Origin of the sequence: Rhizobium sp. YAF28 (assembly GCF_052113285.1) — a bacterium.
Lineage (GTDB): Bacteria > Pseudomonadota > Alphaproteobacteria > Rhizobiales > Rhizobiaceae > Rhizobium.
Map to the genome: position 1 here is coordinate 307,235 of NZ_JBFRCX010000004.1, position 16,111 is coordinate 323,345.

Sequence of the window (16,111 nt, forward strand, 5' to 3'; positions counted from 1 at the left end):
ACCTGATCAGTGCGACGCGGCCTCGCTTGCCGCGCTGCTCGCGCCCCCGCTCTTCACGCCGCGGCTGATCGGAATGAGCCAGGTGGTCGCAAAGGTCAGCACCGCCACGACTACGACACCCCAGAAGCTCCAGTGCAGCGCCGCATCGAAGACACCGCGCACCGCCGGATCGTTTGCAAGCGCCGAGAGGCCGGTCGGCTCGTTCAGGACATTGTGCAGGCGGTTTGCCGCATCCCCCGTCGCATAGTGATTGATGCCGGCATTCAAGATCGCGCCGAGCACGGTGGCACCCAGCGTATTGCCGAGGCTGCGGGCAAAGATGATCGAGGCTGTGGCACTGCCGCGCATCGACCATTCCACGCTGTCCTGCACCAGCGCAATGCTGGTCAGGTTGATGAGCCCCATGCCGAAGCCCATGAAGAAGGAGCCTGCGCCCGCAACGGCCGGATGGCTTTCCGGCGTCAGGAACAGCAGGAAGAAGGCCCCGAAGGGAAACATGAAGCTGCCGACCCGCAGCGTATTGCGGATGCCGAATGCCTTGAAGAAACGGCCGGAAAGCATCACCGACAGCGGCCAGCCGACGACCAGCATGGTCAGCGTGAAACCGGCGACAACAGGCGAGCGGCCGAGCACGCCCTGTACATACATCGGCAGGATCGTCGAAAGACCGATCAGCGCCATGCCGGCAAGCAGCATACAGGCATTGCTGGTCGCAACGAGCCGGCGACTCCAGAGCGCGATGGAAATGATGGGCTCCGGCGTGCGCTTTTCCTGCAATACAAAGAGAATGCCGGTCACGACGAAGAGGGCGGCAAGCGAGAGAAGCACCCAGGCCGGCGCATCCGTTTCCGTCAGGATCGTCAGTAGCGCGATGATGGAAATCGAAAACAGGATGGCACCGAGATAGTCGATCTTGGCATCCTTATGCGCCACATCCTCCTTCAGGAACATCATGAAGGCAATGATCGAGAAGATGCCGATCGGCAGGTTGATCCAGAAGATCCAGGCCCAGGAGATCGTATCGACGATGATGCCGCCGGCGAGCGGCCCGACGACCGCCGAAGTCGCCCAAACTGTCGCCATCACGCCCTGCACCTTGCCGCGTTCCTCCAGCTTGAACAGGTCACCGATGATTGTCATCGTCACCGGCTGGATCGCGCCGGCACCAAGGCCCTGCACCAGGCGGAACACGATGAGCGAGGCCATCGACCAGGCAAGCCCGCAGAAGAGCGAACCGACGAGGAAAACGAGGATGCCGCCGATCAGCACCGGCTTGCGTCCAAAAATGTCGGAAAGCTTGCCATAGATGACCGTGGTCGTGGACTGCGCCAGCAGGAAGGCGGAAAAGACCCAGCTATAATAGGTGAAGCCGCCGAGCTGGCCGACGATCCGCGGCATGGCGGTCGCCACGATCGTGGCTTCGATCGCCACCATGAAGGTCGCGAGCATGATCGTGGCAACGACGAGCGTGCGGTTGGATTGCTTCGATGTAGCGGACATGATGAACCTCTCGAAGCTTTCTCCGTGAAACGGGAAAACCGCTGTCGGCTGGTGGGGCAGGTGCAACGCGTGATGTCGGCAGTCTTTTATGCTCCTGCTGGTAGCAGGTAAAGCGCAAGTGATATGCTTTCTTTTGTGTCGACGCTTTAAACCGCTTCCGGCCCTGACAAATTTAAAATACAAGGCATTTTGCGAAGGAAAGTTTCGGTGGGTATCCGCCGGAAATAAAGAGATCTGGCAGGCCAGGCCTCTCGGATCTCAGGATTGCATTTCCGCCAGGTTATTCCCACCTGAAAACCTGATGCAGGCCTGTGAACCGCGCCATCGCGGCTGCGAAGGGTTTCGGATCCGGGCACGGAAATGGCGGGCTATGATGACGCATGTTTTGGCTGCGAGCGGCGGCGTTAAACAGGTAATTTGCATCAACTGGGGTACAAGATACGGGCCGACTTTCATCAACCGGCTCTATGCGATGGTGGCGCGCAACATCACGCCGCCGTTTACCTTCACATGTTTCACCGACTGCCGGGATGATCTCCATCCCGGTATCCTGTGCGAGGACCTGCCGCCTCTGGATGTCGAAATGCCCGTCAATACGAGGGGCATCTGGCCGAAGGCGAGGCTCTGGGGACCGAAGCTCGGAAGCCTGAGCGGGCCGGTCCTCTATCTGGACCTCGACCTGGTCATCGTCGCCTCTCTGGATGACTTTTTCAAAGTTGGAGGGCCTGATGATGTCGTCATGGCCCGCAACCAGACAACGCCTTTCGAAAGGCTCGGCCAGAGCTCGCTCTTTCGCTTTCCGGTCGGCAAGCTCCTGCCGCTGCAGGAAAAGTTCAGGGCCAACCCGCAGAAAGTGGCCGATGAGTATCAGTATGAACAGCGCTTCGTCACCCGCAATGCGCCCGGAGGCGTGAAATTCTTCCCGCGGAGCTGGGTTCTGCATTTCCGGCAGGACTGCCACTGGGCCTTTCCGCTGAACTACTTCCTCGCACCGCGCCTGCCATCCAGTGCCCGCGTTGTCCTCTTCCCGCGCGGCTTCCACCCGCAGAACGCCATTGATGGGAAATTCGGCCCGAAGGGCCGGGCCGAAACAAGGCTCGATCATATCAAGGGCGTGTTCGATGTCAGCAAACGCGGCGGCAAGCAACCCTTCCGCTACCTGCGCCACTATATCCTCCCGACACCCTGGGTGGCGGATCACTGGCATGAGTAGGAACGCAAGTTCCGGATCGCAGCGGAACAATTTCTCGCTTTGAATGTTGTCAGCTCAGGGAAACGTTGGGTGCTCTCATGCGTCCTCATCTGATCGCAACATTGCTCTCGCTTTCATGTCTGTCTGCCAACGCGAATGCGGCGGACGCGGACTTTCTGAATTCATTGGCAGGCGACTGGGATGGAGGCGGAATGGTCCTGACCAAGATCGGCGGCAAGAAGGTCAATGTATCGTGCAATCTGAAATCCAGCGCGAGTGCTTCCGCAGTGTCCATGAATGGCAGTTGTCGCGCGCTCGCCGTCATCACAAGAAGCTTCTCGGCAAGTGTAAAGGCGGCCGGTCAACGTTACACCGGCAACTACACGGGACCGTCGGGCCAGCCTTCCATGCTCGTCGGCAGCAGGAAAGGCGATGCTCTCAACTTCAATGTCACCTGGGCTCGCGTCACCAATGGCGACCGAAGCGCACAATTGATGATCGAAAAGCTGGGGCAAAACGGGCTTCGCCTGCAGACTGTTGATCGCGACCTCGCCTCCGGCCGATCCGTGGTGACGAGCCGCATTGATCTGCAGCGGCAGTGACCCGAGTCTCGGATTTTGTGATGCGCCCGGCCCGTCGGGGCTTACGACCGCTTCCTGATGGTGGCGTAAATGATATTGCGGTTGGCACCGAACCAGACCGTCTTATCATCAGTGTCTTCCGTCGCACTACGATGGGAAATGCGCCACATGTCGGCTTCGGAACGCTGGAGAAGCTCCCAGTTCATGTAGGATTCCATGTACCCGTCATCGGCCATCTCGTCGGAAAAGTTGGCAAATAGAAAGACGCCGCCTGGCTTCAGCATTTCCATGCAAATCTGCGTGAGCCGGATTGCCACTTTATCGGTGAGATAATCGTACAATCCTGCTGCATAGATCAGATCGAAAGTGCCGATCCGATGCTTTCGTGCGAGCAAGCCGCGCACGGATCCATTGATAGGCTCGACGGAAGTTCCATGGAATTGGCTCGAGATCGAGCCGATACTTTCCGGATCCTGATCAAGAGCAACCCAGCGTTTAAGGCGGCCTTCCGCAAGTGCCTTCGATGCCTCCGCTTCGCGCAGGTGACCGGCAGCGATGGCCAGGACTTCGGTATCCGAACCCGTTCGCGCAGCGGTCTCGTCGACGTAGCGGGTCAGGATGTCGCGACGTTCCCTTACGGCGACCGGGCCGGGGGCGTTTATCGTGTAGTCGAAGATATCCAGTCCGAGACGGGTGGATCTGGCCACTTCTTCGGCCACCGCCGGATGCCCATAAATGAAGTCGATAAGACTGGCATCACCGGAATAGCCGCGAGGTTTGTCAAAGGACCAACGGGTGAACGGGCACTGCTGGAGGATCTTTGCCGAGGGATGGGCTTGAATGATCGGGATGAGCTTCTGCCACACGGCAGCGCCGAATTTATGACGGACGTCATGGAGCTGGCCAATTAGCCACCTGACTGCATCAGGCAGGTTCTTACCCGCGGAGAACCGTTGTATTGCAATGTTGATGACGATCGCAAACTCAGCCTCTGCGGTTCGCAGGCGGTCTGTTTCGTCATCTCGGTTCGGTGAGGGAAGCTTATTGCTGAAGGACTGCGGCGTGATCAGGCTTTGGCCATCAAGAGAAAAGAGCGGCTGAGCCACTGAAACCTCACTGGTGAATAAGAACTTAAAACATTGCGTAAAATCCTTACCATTTTCACGCGAGTCAAGCGTTAAGGTTGGGCTGCGGCGCCAGTGCACGTCTTAGCTTTAGAAAATATTAGTGAACCCGAGAGATAGCCCGCCCGCTTGGGGACCGTTTGAGCGTTATCGGTTGATGTGGACTCTGCGTACGGCTATCCAGCGTCAGTTGGCAGTCTGCGAAGGGCAACTGCTGCAAGATGTTGGGTGGCAGGGGCATGATGCACGTGTTAGCCGAAACCGCAGCTGCTACCGTGCTGCCGACGCTGTCGCCAGAACAGTTGCGTTGCCTTTATGAGCAGAAGAGCGAGAGCGGCCGAAAGAGCGCGACGCGCAAAGGCCTCTGGACAGCGGTCGCTGCTTACCTTGCATATTCCTTCACGGACTATCTTTTTATCGGTGATGTCGTCCAGTACACGGTCGCCGGCCGGCTGGCGGTTGGCGTCAGTGCGTTATGCGTGCTGGAATTCCTGCTCTACCGCGAGGCAAAAGCCGATACGGTCGACATGGCCGCGGCGATGTCGGTGCTCGTAGCCTATCTTGTCTGGCTTCTCACCGCCCGGATGACCGCGGCCGGGGATGCGTTCTCATATTATATGGTGTTTGGCGCGATCTTCATGATGAGCGTCAACTTGTTCTTCAGTTTCCGGTTTCCGGTTGCTCTTGCGGCCTCCGCAACGAACGTGCTCATCTTCACTGGCGCCCTATATCTGTTCGCGCCCATGTTGCTTCTCCACAAGCTCATCCTCGGTGCGTTCTGTATTTCTTGCTTTGTTTTCACGTCTTACGTGAACCTTCAGCTCAATAGGGAGCGCTACAAAGTCTTCCTCAATGCATTTGAAGCGAGTTTGCAGCAAGCTGCCGCCGACGAAAGAGGCAAGGCTCTTTTGCACCTCTCGAACACGGACTCGTTGACCGGCCTCGAAAATCGCCGGGCAGTCGATCAGCGTCTGCGTGATCATTGGCAACGCTGGCAGGACGACAGTGTGCCCTTTGCCGTCCTGCTTATCGATGTGGATTATTTCAAACGCTATAACGACTGCTACGGCCATCAAGAAGGTGACCGCTGTCTTATAGCTGTCTCCCAGCTTCTTCAAAGCGTGGCCGAGTCCTGGGGTTCGATCATCGGGCGATACGGCGGTGAGGAATTCATCGTCATCACATCGATGCCGAATTCGCAACGAGCGGTCGAGCTCGCAGAAGCAATGTGTGCTGCAATCAGGGCCTTGGCCTGGCCACACGAACACAGGCGAGACGGGACCACTGTCATCACCGTGAGTGTCGGCGTGTCCTATACGCGGGACGAGAGCAAGCAGGTAGAGAAGGTCATTCACGAAGCTGATCGCGCGCTTTACGCCGCCAAGGCGGCGGGCCGCAACACCCTCGTGGTCTTCGATCCCGAAGATCCTGAGAGCAGCGATGACAGCGAGGATATAGCTGCGACCCTGAAGATCGCGCTCGAGCACGGCCTTGTCTCCCTCGTCTATCAACCGATCCGCAACGTCCAGACGGGCAAGATGGACGCTGTCGAAGCTTTGATGCGTTTGAGCATGTTGGATGGAACGCCTGTATCGCCTGGTAAATTCATCCCGGTTGCGGAAAGGACGGGCTCGATCGTCGAACTCGGCCGGTGGGCAATCCGCACTGTTTGCCGAGACTTGTTGGCGACCGACCTCGTGCAGGTTGCCAGCGTCAACGTTTCCCCGATTGAACTCAAGATGCCGGGTTTCGCCACCTATGTGGCGGCAACACTGGCAGAATTCGGCGTGACGGGTGCCCGACTTGCTTTCGAGATCACCGAAGGCGTGGAGCTGGAAATCGACCAGGATGTGGTTCGTTGCATTAGCGACCTGAGAAAGCTCGGCGCTCAAGTCTGGCTCGACGACTTTGGCACAGGCTTCGCAGGGCTCTCGTGGCTCCGCCTCATAGAGTTCGACACCGTCAAGATCGATCGATCCTTCCTCCATGACAGCAACACGGAGAGAGGCAAGAGGATGTTGCTCGACATCATCAGCCTGCTGCGCAATCGCGGCGTGAGGATACTCATTGAAGGCGTCGAGACCATCGAACATCAGCGGCTGATGCAGCAGTACGGAATCAACCAGCTCCAGGGATATTTCATTGGAAGGCCCGCGCCGGCAGCCCAGTTTGAAACTGATAACGTGCTGCCGTTCAGCATGGTCAGGAACCTTGATTCAAAACGCCTGTTCCGGAATGGGTTATAGGTTCAGCCTGCTTCAGGACCTTGATGGACAAGGGCTGCCGTGTCGGGCCCGACCGCATTGCCTTCCGTGCGGTGAGCCGCCGATACAGTGAACGTCGCCCTGCGTCGGCTGTATCGCGTTGAACTACATCGCATTTGTTATGAACAGCCGTCGTCGCGCATTCTGCCTCTGATCGGTCTCAGCGGAACGAGCATGACTGGCAGCGCAATCACCTGCACACTGTTGAGCACGAGCGACGTCCAGAAGATCGCGCCCGTTTCGAGCGGGACGCTCTGGGTCAGGGACGGCAAGTTTCCCGGTCCGATACAGGTCGCAAAAAACAATCTCTGGCGGTCGGACGAAGTCGGCGCCTGGATGGATGAAATGTCCCTGAGACGCACTGCGCCAAATCCGAAAGCCTCTGCGCAGGAACGCAGATAGCAGTCGGCCTTCATATTTCGCGCGGATCATCAAATGGATAGACTATCGCAATACGCGCCGTCGTCGGGGACGGGCGCGTCTCAGCGCCTCGAACGGCCGCGCCGCGCCGGTAAGATTATGGCCGTCAGGGGTTTTCGCGAAACTTGCAATGTCAGCGTGTGCCGCGATACCAGAGCGCAACTCATGCGGCGAATAGCAAGTCTACCGATGATCCAAGTCTACCGATGATCTCGGTCAAGGTGGGGTCGGCCCACCGCTTACCGTCAACGGGCATCCAAACAGCCAGATCAACGACCTGCTGCAGTGGGTCTACGTCGCAAGCCCGAACTCAAAGCCGTGACCAGAAAGCACGGCATATCCTACACCAACGTATGGTTATGGAACACACACTAACGCGATAATTTTTACCCATCGCATCACTGCCTTCCCAGTCGGGTCGGCCGGCTGGCTGAACCCAACTTGCTGGAATCGCTAAATCCCGGTGCATCCCAAACCGCCAGTTGGCTATTCAGGGGCAGGAGCCCCCATGAACATGAATGTCACCAATCATCCTGCGAACACAAACCTAAAAACTTCAGATGAGAGCGATCAAGCGGAGGCAGGGACACCTGCTCCGCCGACGCGAAAGCCGAAATGGCGAATGCTGGTGCTGGGTACGATAGGGATGGTGGCGCTTGGTGCAGCGGCCTATGGCGGCTGGGAATACTGGACGGTGTGGCAATTCGAACAATCGACGGACGATGCATATGTGCAGGCCGACGTGGTCGCGATAGCGCCACAGGTGGCGGGCTATATCCAGACGCTTCTTGTCAATGACAATCAGCCGGTCAAAGCCGGTGACATTCTCGCTACGATTGATCCGCGCGACTTTCAGGCGGCGGTCGATCAGGCCAAGGCGGATGTCGCCGAGGCCGAAGCGGCCATCGTCAGTATTGCCGCCCAACTCAGCGAACAGAAGGCCCTGATCGACGAAGCGCAAGCGACGATCAATACCGACCAGGCATCGGAGGTGTTCGCTGAACAGAACAACCAGCGCTTCATGACCCTGTCAAAAACGGGTTCGGCAACAGTGGAAGAGGCCCAACAGGCAGCGTCGCAGGCCGAATCGGCGAAGGCCGTCGTAGTCAAGGACAAGGCTGCACTGGTCGCCGCGCAGAAGCAGATCGCTACGCTGGACGCTCAACAGTCCGAAGCAGAAGCAACTCTTGATCACAATCGTGCCGCGCTGGCTCAGGCCGAACTCAACCTCGGATACACGGTGCTACGAGCACCCGTCGACGGAGTTGTCGGCGCGCGGGCAGTCCGGGTTGGCCTCTACGCCCAGCCTGGTCAACTGTTGCTGGCTGTGGTGCCGCTCCAGGCGGCCTATGTCGTCGCCAATTACAAGGAGACCCAGCTCGCCAACGTCAAGCCAGGCCAACCGGTCAGGATCGACGTGGATACATTTTCAGGTATCACCGTGCGCGGCATCGTAAACAGCCTAGCGCCGGCAAGCGGTCAGGAGTTCGCCTTGCTGCCGCCCGACAACGCGACCGGCAACTTTACCAAGATCGTCCAGCGTGTTCCCGTCAAGATCACCATCGACAAGTCGGATCCACTTGCCGGTCGCCTGCTTCCGGGGATGTCGGTAACGACCACAATCAAGGTTGGACCGGCCGTTGATGGCAACCCTCCTGGGAACGCAAGCAAGTAATTCTTGGGAGGTCTACGGCGATGGCGGGCATGGAGACATCTGGAGTTGAGCGCGAGGCGGCCGCCAGCATGCGCACTTGGATCGCGGTTGGCGGCTGTATGGTAGGGGCGCTGATTGCCGTCCTCGACATTCAGATCACCAACTCCTCGCTTCCACAGATCGAAGGCGGAATCGGTACCGGTTCCGACAACGGCACCTGGATCTCGACCGCCTATCTGATCGGCGAAATCATCATGATCCCGCTGACGGACTATCTCAGCCGCGTCTTCACCTTCCGCCGCGCATTGCTCGGCAATCTCGGCCTGTTTCTGTTGTTTTCCGTCTGCTGCGCCTTTGCCACGAACCTATCGGAAATGATCATGTTCCGTGGATTGCAGGGCCTCACGGGCGGGGTGATGATTCCGATGGCCTTCACTCGCGTGTTGACGACGATCCCGCTGCGCCAGCAGCCGACGGGGTTAGCGGCTTTCGCGCTGACTGCGACCTTCGGACCAGCAATCGGGCCGACCATCGGCGGCTACCTGACCGAAAACTACGGATGGCAGTATATCTTCTTCATCAACCTTGTCCCCGGGGCGTTGATGTTTGGCTTGCTCTATCCGACGCTGGAACGATCCAAGATGAACCTCGCATTGCTGCGCGACGGCGACTGGCTCGGCATCGCATTCATGGCGGTTGGCTTGGCATCGCTGCAAACAGTGCTCGATGAAGGCAACAAGGACGACTGGTTCGGGTCACCCTACATAGTGCACTTGGCCATCCTGGCAGCCATTGCACTGACGATTTTCATCATCATCGAGTTGGTCGTCGAGAAACCCGCTGTCCAACTACGTCTGCTCGCCCGCCGAAATTTTGGATTGGGTACCCTCGCCAATATCATTGTTGGCTTCGCCCTCTATGGCTCGGTGTACGTGCTGCCTGCGTACCTGAACGGAGTTCAAGGCTACAATGCCGAGCAAACGGGCTTGGTGCTGGCCTGGGCCGGCCTGCCGCAGCTTCTGATCATTCCCTTCGTGCCTTTGCTGCAAAAGCACTTCGATCGGCGTGCCATCGTCTCCGTCGGTCTGGCTATCTTCGCAGCAAGCTGCTTTCTGAACACGCATCTGAGCTTCGACGACGGTGGTCCCCAGTTCATGATTACCAACATTGTGCGTGCAATTGGTCAGGCCGTGGTGATCGCACCGTTGATCGGTATCGCAACTATTGGAATCCCCAGAGAGCAATCAGGAGCGGCATCCGGGCTGTTCAACATGATGCGAAGCCTCGGTGGCGCAGTGGGAACGGCCACATTGGCAACGATCATCACCAAACGTGAACAATTCCATTCCAACATCATCGGCCAGTCGGTCACGCCCTATGGAAACAACGTCGGGCAGTTTCTGACGGACATGCAGCAGTATTTTATGGCGCATGGCGCCGGTGATATCGGTCATGCACATCATGAGGCCGAGATCTTGCTCGGCACGCTCGTCCAGCAACAATCCTTCGTCATGGCGTTTTCCGACACATTCTATATACTCGGAGTGCTCCTGTCGCTCGCAGTCGTCGTGGTCCTTTTGACACGAGGGCCTTCGCCGACTTAGGCTGGTTCGGCGGGGTGCCCAGGCGCTATATGGCCTGAACTCGTTGTACAACGCGGCGTTAGAACACCTTTGGCCAATGTAAACGAACGTTTGACCATCGTCGTCCGGATTGGGGCCAACAAGAAAGTACACTCCCGCCTTTTTGACTTCGGGCCATGATAGAAGACCTGCGAGCTTAGAGCGCGGTACACTTAGGACGTGACGTGTCCAGTTTATGATCTCAGCGGTCAGGATGCCCTGGGGGCCCCTCCACAAGGTGGAGCCGAACCGACTTTCCTTGCGCTCATAATTTTCCCTGAAACATTCCTAGAATCACGATTCCAATACAGCTAACGCGATTTCGTAGAGTCAATGACAATCGAACGCTGACATTTTACCCGCCGAGTTCGTATTGACAGACTCGAGTGGTTACGACGTTCTGGCAGGCAATTGCGCTGCATGCGTGGCGACTTGAGCGCGTCGTCGGCAGGTAATATCTGAAGACGTCGAGAATTTATACTTACAATCAAGAGGCTAATGGTGCCGCTTACGTGACTCGAACACGTGACCCCATCATTACGAATGATGTGCTCTACCGACTGAGCTAAAGCGGCAATCCGGCGGGCGAAGCATGCGGCCCGCGATTTGCATGGGGCTGATACAGGCATTGTCTGAAGATTTCAAGCACCCTCTTATGCCCCCGGGCAAAAAAGCTGAGCCTGTGGAAAGGCTCCCTTCAGTGGAAGGGCCCCCCTTAGTGGAAAGGCCTGTGCTTCAGAGCGCCAGCCGGGTGCGGGCGGCCCGGTATTCCGCTTCCAGCCGGTCGACCAGCTTTGCCACCGGTTCCACCGTCTTGATCGCACCGATGCCCTGGCCGCTGCCCCAGATGTCCTTCCAGGCCTTTGCGCCGCCCGTCGCCTGTTCGAAATCCATCTTCGAGGGATCGGCTTCAGGCAGATCGTCAGGGTCGAGGCCTGCCGCGCGAATGGAGGGCTTCAGGTAGTTGCCGTGCACGCCGGTGAAATAGTTCGAGTAGACGATATCGGCGGCGGCACCCTCGACGATCGCCTGCTTGTAGGCATCGGAGGCGCGTGCCTCCTCGGTCGCGATGAAGGGGGTGCCGATATAGGCCATGTCGGCGCCCATTGCTTGTGCTGCGAGAATGGCGCCGCCGGTCGCAATCGAGCCGGCAAGCAGCAGCGGGCCGTCGAACCATTCGCGGATCTCCTGCACCAGTGCGAAGGGAGAAAGCGTGCCCGCATGTCCGCCAGCACCCGCTGCAACCGCGATCAGTCCATCGGCACCCTTGCGGATTGCCGAATTGGCATGGCGGTTGTTGATGACGTCGTGCAGCACGATACCGCCGTAGGAATGAACAGCTGCATTCACTTCCGGCACGGCGCCAAGCGAGGAAATGACGACGGGCACCTTGTATTTCACGCAGAGCATCAGATCGTGCTCCAGCCGCTTGTTCGACATATGGACGATCTGGTTGACCGCAAAGGGTGCGGCCGGTCGTTCCGGATGCCCGGCATTATAATGGGCAAGATCTTCGGTGATCATTGCCAGCCACTCGTCGAGCTGGCTTTCCGGGCGCGCGTTCAAGGCCGGAAACGCGCCGATCACGCCGGCCTTGCATTGCGCCAGTGTCAGCGCCGGATGGGAGACGATGAAAAGCGGCGAGCCGATGACCGGCAGTCTCAGATTATCCCTAAGTATCGGGGGCAGGGCCATGCTTTCACCGCTTTTTGACGTTTACGAAAACGTCAATTGATTAGCAGAGCCATCGCCTGAGGAAAAGAGCGCCTGAGGAAAAGAGTGCCCGAGGAAAAGAGCGACCAAGGAAAAGAGCGACCAAGGAAAAGAGTGTGGTCTTCTTCTTGCTGCCTTTTCCGTAATCCTGTCCATTTTCACTATATCTAATGGAGAATTCGGAACGTCCGGCGCTGCTTATCCCCCGCCGATGCGCTCCGGAAGGGCTGCAAGGCTTGCGGTTTGCCGCACTTGCCGCTACCGAATTTTGACAGGCATTCAATCTTTTGGGGTTGATGCCGGCACGAAACGTGAAGGGCCCGATGTGAGCGGACTAGAAACGGCTATCAGAACTGCGCTGGATAATTCCGACCGCGACAGTGCGGAAGTTCGTGCACGCATCTATCAGTCCGCGCGTCAGGCGCTGGAAGCCGGCCTGCGCAAGCAGGATATCACCGATGCCGAAGTGGTGGCCCATCACCGCCACCGCCTCGAAACCACGATCCACACCATCGAGAGTGAAGAGCGCGCGCGCCTTCACCCGCGGCAGGGGCCTCCGGAAGTTCCGGTTCCGCCTGTTGTGGAGATCCCTGAGCCCGCCCATCACGTGGAAGAGCCCGCCTATCGTGCGGAAGAGCCCGCCTATCGCGAGGGCGAGGACGACAGCCTGGCCGTTACAGGTGAAACGCGCGGCTACAACGCCACTTCCCGGCGCGCGGACGATGCAAGCCTGGATGATGTCCACGCCAGCAGCGCCGATCAGCTGGGGGCCGCGTCAGATGGAGAGATGCGTGGAGAGACGCGCGCGACGCCGGACAGGCGTGGCGGCATGGATTTCCGCCCCGAACGGGCCGCTGTTCGCCGCAGGCCGCGCAAGTTCTTCTCGCGCCTGCTTGTCTGGTGCGTGCTGCTCGCCTTCATCGGGACGGGTGCCTGGTGGGCTTATAGTTCTGGCCTGCTGAAGACGGCGGCTGAGCGTGACACAAGCGTCGCCAATCCGCCCGCCAGCACGCAGCCGGAAGATTTCGATGGCGAGGAGAGTGCCGGCAACAGCGCCCCCTCGGATGGCGACCAACCTGCGGCGATCGACCCGCAAAACAGCTTCTCGGCAGACTGGATCGAGGTCTTCAAGCCCTCGGATGCCGACAAGATCGAGAGCGGCCCGCGTGCCCGTAAGGAAAGTGTCACTGAAACCGAAGGCCCGGCCGTCCGCCTGACCTCCCAGAGCGGCAATACGGATGGCAATGTTTCCATCACCATTCCGGCCGATGTCCTGCAGCAGCTTGCCGGCAAGTCCTCGACCATCGCGCTGACCCTGCAGTCCACCACGGACGAGCCTACACAGATCACCGTCGAGTGCGATTTCCAGTCGCTCGGCAATTGCGCCCGCCATCGTTTCAACGTCACGCGCGAAAAGTCGGACGCGCTGCTGCAGGTGCGCTTCGACCGCTCCCTGGCGCCGAATTCCCCGGGCCGGCTGATGATCAACAGCGATGTCGACGGCAAGGCCCGTGGCATCAATCTCTTTGCCGTGCGGATCCTGCCGGGCCAGTAAGTGGCCCGGTTTGCTTGGGAGGTTTATTTCAGGAAGCCGGGACCCGCGCCGATGATCTTATCATCAAGCGCACCGATCGCGTCCTTGTCCTTGCCGTCATAGTCGATGGTTTTCAGCATGTGGCGAATGAGGTTGAGCCTCGTCCGGTGTTTGTCATTGGCGTGGATCACGGTCCAGGGCGCAAACTCCGTGTGGGTTTCCTTCAGCATGCGGTCGCGCTTCTCGCTGTAGTCGTCCCATTTGGTCAATGCGGCTATATCCATCGAGGAGAGCTTCCAGACAGCGAGCGGATCGTGCCGCCGGTCATGGAACCGCTTGATCTGCATTTCCCGGCCGATATCCAGATAGAACTTGAAGAAGAATATGCCTTCGTGGGCGATGACCTTTTCCACCTGCGGCGCCTGATTGAGAAAGTCCTCGTATTGTTTCGGCGTGCAGAAGCCCATGACCGGCTCCACGCCGGCGCGATTGTACCAGGAACGGTCGAAGAGCACGAATTCGCCCGATGTCGGAAACTGTGCGATATAGCGCTGGAAATACCATTGACCTTGTTCCCGCTCCGTAGGCTTGGCGAGCGCCACCACGCGGGCAAGGCGCGGGTTCATGTGAGCCGAGGATGCCTGGATCGCGCCGCCCTTGCCGGCCGCGTCGCGTCCTTCGAAGAGCGCCATCACCCGCTTGCCCGTCGCCTGCAGCCAGAACTGCACCTTCACGAGCTCGGCCTGCAGCTTCCTGAGCTCGTCGAGATATTCGTCGTCCTTCAGCTTCTTCTTGTATGGGTAGTCGCCGGATTCCAGCGCATGCTCATCTGCCCAGTCGGGCAGCACGGGATCATCGATATCGAAGACGCGTCTCTTGCCCCGGATCTCCAGCTCCACAACCCTGCTTTCGACGTCTTCGGCCATCGTCTCCTCCTGCGCTTGATGATTTCATTTTTCAGCAGGCGAACATATTTATCATTGAAAATCAAATCCTCTGCGTAAGCAAAGCGCAATTCGGTGACGCGCGCTGCGGCTTTTCGCGCAAGTTTCTCAAATGGAAAACTTCTGTCATGAAACGCGGCTATCAGGCAGAGTTTGAATATAAAGAAAAACGAATCGACGCCGCGAGGGGCAGCTTGGAAGACGAAACGCCGTGGACAAAAAGCCTGTTGGCGCGCATCCGGCGCGAGCGCCCGGTTCTGCTGGCGACGCTGCTGAGCGCGCTTGTCGCGCTTGCCGCTGGCATGAACAAATGGATCGTGCTCGCCCTGCTGCTTGTGATGATCTTCACCTCGCTCTTCAACGAGGCGCCGGTCATCAGACACGATGTAGACGAGCCGGTCGAACCCGAGCCTGAAGTGCCTCCGAGCCGCCTGCCGGAAGTCTCCGCCACGCTGGCCGGCCTCGATATCCCGGTCATGGTGCTCTCGGAAGATGCCTCGGTGCTGTTTCAGAACCGCGCGGCCGAAAAGGCTTTCGGCGAGGTGACGCTCGGCTCCCATATATCGGCAAGGCTGCGTTCTCCCGGCGTCTTGGACATGGTGCGCGAAACCATCGCCACCAACGCCCCGAACCAGATCGAACATTCCGAGCGGCTGCCTTCAGAGCGCGTCTATATCGTTCGCAGCGCTCCTGTCGAATTCAAGGATGATGATGGCCGCAACGAGCGCTATTACATCCTCTCCTTCCGGGATATTTCCGAAATACGCCGCATCGATCGCATGCGCTCGGATTTTGTCGCCAATGCCAGCCATGAGCTGCGCACGCCGCTTGCCTCGCTGCGCGGCTTCATCGAGACGATCCAGGGTCCGGCTAAGAACGATCCGAAGGCGCAGGCACGTTTCCTCGGCATCATGTTCGACCAGACGACGCGTATGAGCAGGCTCGTCGACGATCTTCTGTCTCTGTCGAGGCTTGAGCTCAAGTCGCATATCGCCCCCGATGAGAAAGTGGATCTCGTGCCGCTTCTCGGCCACGTCAGGGATTCGCTCGTGCCGCTTGCGAAGGATGTCGGCGTCTCGATCAACCTGCACCTGCCCGACGGCAAGGTCGAAGTGCTGGGAGACCGTGACGAGCTCGTTCAGGTCTTCGAGAACCTGATGGAAAATGCCTGCAAATATGGCCAGGAAGGTGAAGTCGTCGATGTCTGGCTGAAGAATGGATCGGGCCAGCCGGTGGAGGTCAGCGTCGTCGACAGGGGGCCAGGCATTCCGGCCGAACATGTGCCGCGCTTGACGGAGCGCTTCTATCGCGTCAGCATCGAAGACAGCCGTTCCAAGAAGGGCACGGGGCTCGGGCTTGCCATCGTCAAGCATATTCTGACGCGCCATCGTGCACGGCTGATCGTTAAATCAGAGGTGGGCAAGGGAACGGAGTTTACCGTGCGCTTCTGACGCAATATGTCGCATGCAATTTTTCAACGCAATATTTTTACATTTAAAATCAAGAATTTATCTTGTCATAAATGTTTCATCGATTTGACATAAAAGGACGGTGCTTAAGGCG

At 58.5% G+C, this 16,111-nt stretch carries 12 protein-coding genes and 1 tRNA gene; 8 read left to right on the top strand and 5 right to left on the bottom strand.

The window, feature by feature from the left end; genetic code table 11:
* Positions 1–6: 6 nt before the first annotated feature.
* Positions 7–1,500 carry an MDR family MFS transporter gene (locus AB4Z13_RS11570; protein ID WP_113322907.1) on the bottom strand — a complete coding sequence of 498 codons (1,494 nt, stop codon included), beginning with the start codon at positions 1,498–1,500 and terminating at the stop codon, positions 7–9.
* A gap of 370 nt (positions 1,501–1,870) precedes the next feature.
* Here AB4Z13_RS11570 and AB4Z13_RS11575 point away from each other — a divergent pair, with 370 nt between their 5' ends.
* Both AB4Z13_RS11575 and AB4Z13_RS11580 read left to right on the top strand, forming a co-directional pair.
* Positions 1,871–2,713, top strand: coding sequence for a glycosyl transferase (locus AB4Z13_RS11575; protein WP_113322908.1), 843 nt, complete (start codon positions 1,871–1,873; stop codon positions 2,711–2,713).
* 77 nt (positions 2,714–2,790) lie between these two features.
* Positions 2,791–3,294 (top strand): hypothetical protein, encoded by a 504-nt coding sequence (locus AB4Z13_RS11580; RefSeq protein ID WP_113322909.1) that lies wholly within the window; start codon positions 2,791–2,793, stop codon positions 3,292–3,294.
* 41 nt (positions 3,295–3,335) lie between these two features.
* Here AB4Z13_RS11580 and AB4Z13_RS11585 read toward each other — a convergent pair whose 3' ends face one another.
* Positions 3,336–4,379: a class I SAM-dependent methyltransferase gene (locus AB4Z13_RS11585; protein WP_113322910.1), complete on the bottom strand. Its 1,044-nt coding sequence runs from the start codon at positions 4,377–4,379 to the stop codon at positions 3,336–3,338.
* A 257-nt stretch (positions 4,380–4,636) separates the two neighbouring features.
* Between AB4Z13_RS11585 and AB4Z13_RS11590 the strand changes: the two genes are divergently transcribed.
* The 4 genes from AB4Z13_RS11590 (at position 4,637) to AB4Z13_RS11605 (ending at position 10,339) form a co-directional block, all read left to right on the top strand.
* Positions 4,637–6,643 carry a putative bifunctional diguanylate cyclase/phosphodiesterase gene (locus AB4Z13_RS11590; RefSeq protein ID WP_439014010.1) on the top strand — a complete coding sequence of 669 codons (2,007 nt, stop codon included), beginning with the start codon at positions 4,637–4,639 and terminating at the stop codon, positions 6,641–6,643.
* A gap of 192 nt (positions 6,644–6,835) precedes the next feature.
* On the top strand, positions 6,836–7,063 hold the full coding sequence (locus AB4Z13_RS11595; protein WP_439014011.1) for a helix-turn-helix transcriptional regulator: 228 nt from the start codon (positions 6,836–6,838) through the stop codon (positions 7,061–7,063).
* A gap of 526 nt (positions 7,064–7,589) precedes the next feature.
* On the top strand, positions 7,590–8,756 hold the full coding sequence (locus AB4Z13_RS11600) for an HlyD family secretion protein (protein WP_439014012.1): 1,167 nt from the start codon (positions 7,590–7,592) through the stop codon (positions 8,754–8,756).
* A 20-nt stretch (positions 8,757–8,776) separates the two neighbouring features.
* Complete coding sequence (locus AB4Z13_RS11605) at positions 8,777–10,339, top strand: DHA2 family efflux MFS transporter permease subunit (RefSeq protein ID WP_442206010.1); 1,563 nt, start codon at positions 8,777–8,779, stop codon at positions 10,337–10,339.
* A 517-nt stretch (positions 10,340–10,856) separates the two neighbouring features.
* Here the strand turns inward: AB4Z13_RS11605 and AB4Z13_RS11610 are convergent.
* Positions 10,857–10,932, bottom strand: a tRNA-Thr gene (locus AB4Z13_RS11610).
* A gap of 160 nt (positions 10,933–11,092) precedes the next feature.
* Positions 11,093–12,052 (bottom strand): NAD(P)H-dependent flavin oxidoreductase, encoded by a 960-nt coding sequence (locus AB4Z13_RS11615; RefSeq protein WP_439014014.1) that lies wholly within the window; start codon positions 12,050–12,052, stop codon positions 11,093–11,095.
* A 343-nt stretch (positions 12,053–12,395) separates the two neighbouring features.
* Here AB4Z13_RS11615 and AB4Z13_RS11620 point away from each other — a divergent pair, with 343 nt between their 5' ends.
* A complete protein-coding gene (locus AB4Z13_RS11620) occupies positions 12,396–13,625 on the top strand; it encodes a hypothetical protein (RefSeq protein WP_439014016.1) in 1,230 nt (409 codons plus the stop codon).
* A 23-nt stretch (positions 13,626–13,648) separates the two neighbouring features.
* Here AB4Z13_RS11620 and ppk2 read toward each other — a convergent pair whose 3' ends face one another.
* Positions 13,649–14,530 carry a polyphosphate kinase 2 gene (gene ppk2, locus AB4Z13_RS11625; RefSeq protein ID WP_439014017.1) on the bottom strand — a complete coding sequence of 294 codons (882 nt, stop codon included), beginning with the start codon at positions 14,528–14,530 and terminating at the stop codon, positions 13,649–13,651.
* A 245-nt stretch (positions 14,531–14,775) separates the two neighbouring features.
* On the opposite strand from ppk2, the gene phoR reads away from it, so the two are divergent.
* The gene (phoR, locus tag AB4Z13_RS11630; RefSeq protein ID WP_439017167.1) at positions 14,776–15,999 is read left to right on the top strand and encodes a phosphate regulon sensor histidine kinase PhoR; all 1,224 of its coding nucleotides are present in this window, start codon (positions 14,776–14,778) and stop codon (positions 15,997–15,999) included.
* Positions 16,000–16,111: the final 112 nt, after the last annotated feature.

Excerpts from the sequence above, each read along its gene's own strand:
- AB4Z13_RS11570 (WP_113322907.1), bottom strand. The coding sequence starts at position 1,500 with ATGTCCGCTACATCGAAGCAATCCAACCGCACGCTCGTCGTTGCCACG.
- AB4Z13_RS11575 (WP_113322908.1), top strand. The coding sequence starts at position 1,871 with ATGATGACGCATGTTTTGGCTGCGAGCGGCGGCGTTAAACAGGTAATT.
- AB4Z13_RS11580 (WP_113322909.1), top strand. The coding sequence starts at position 2,791 with ATGCGTCCTCATCTGATCGCAACATTGCTCTCGCTTTCATGTCTGTCT.
- AB4Z13_RS11590 (WP_439014010.1), top strand. The coding sequence starts at position 4,637 with ATGATGCACGTGTTAGCCGAAACCGCAGCTGCTACCGTGCTGCCGACG.
- AB4Z13_RS11595 (WP_439014011.1), top strand. The coding sequence starts at position 6,836 with ATGACTGGCAGCGCAATCACCTGCACACTGTTGAGCACGAGCGACGTC.
- AB4Z13_RS11600 (WP_439014012.1), top strand. The coding sequence starts at position 7,590 with ATGAACATGAATGTCACCAATCATCCTGCGAACACAAACCTAAAAACT.
- AB4Z13_RS11605 (WP_442206010.1), top strand. The coding sequence starts at position 8,777 with ATGGCGGGCATGGAGACATCTGGAGTTGAGCGCGAGGCGGCCGCCAGC.
- AB4Z13_RS11615 (WP_439014014.1), bottom strand. The coding sequence starts at position 12,052 with ATGGCCCTGCCCCCGATACTTAGGGATAATCTGAGACTGCCGGTCATC.
- ppk2 (WP_439014017.1), bottom strand. The coding sequence starts at position 14,530 with ATGGCCGAAGACGTCGAAAGCAGGGTTGTGGAGCTGGAGATCCGGGGC.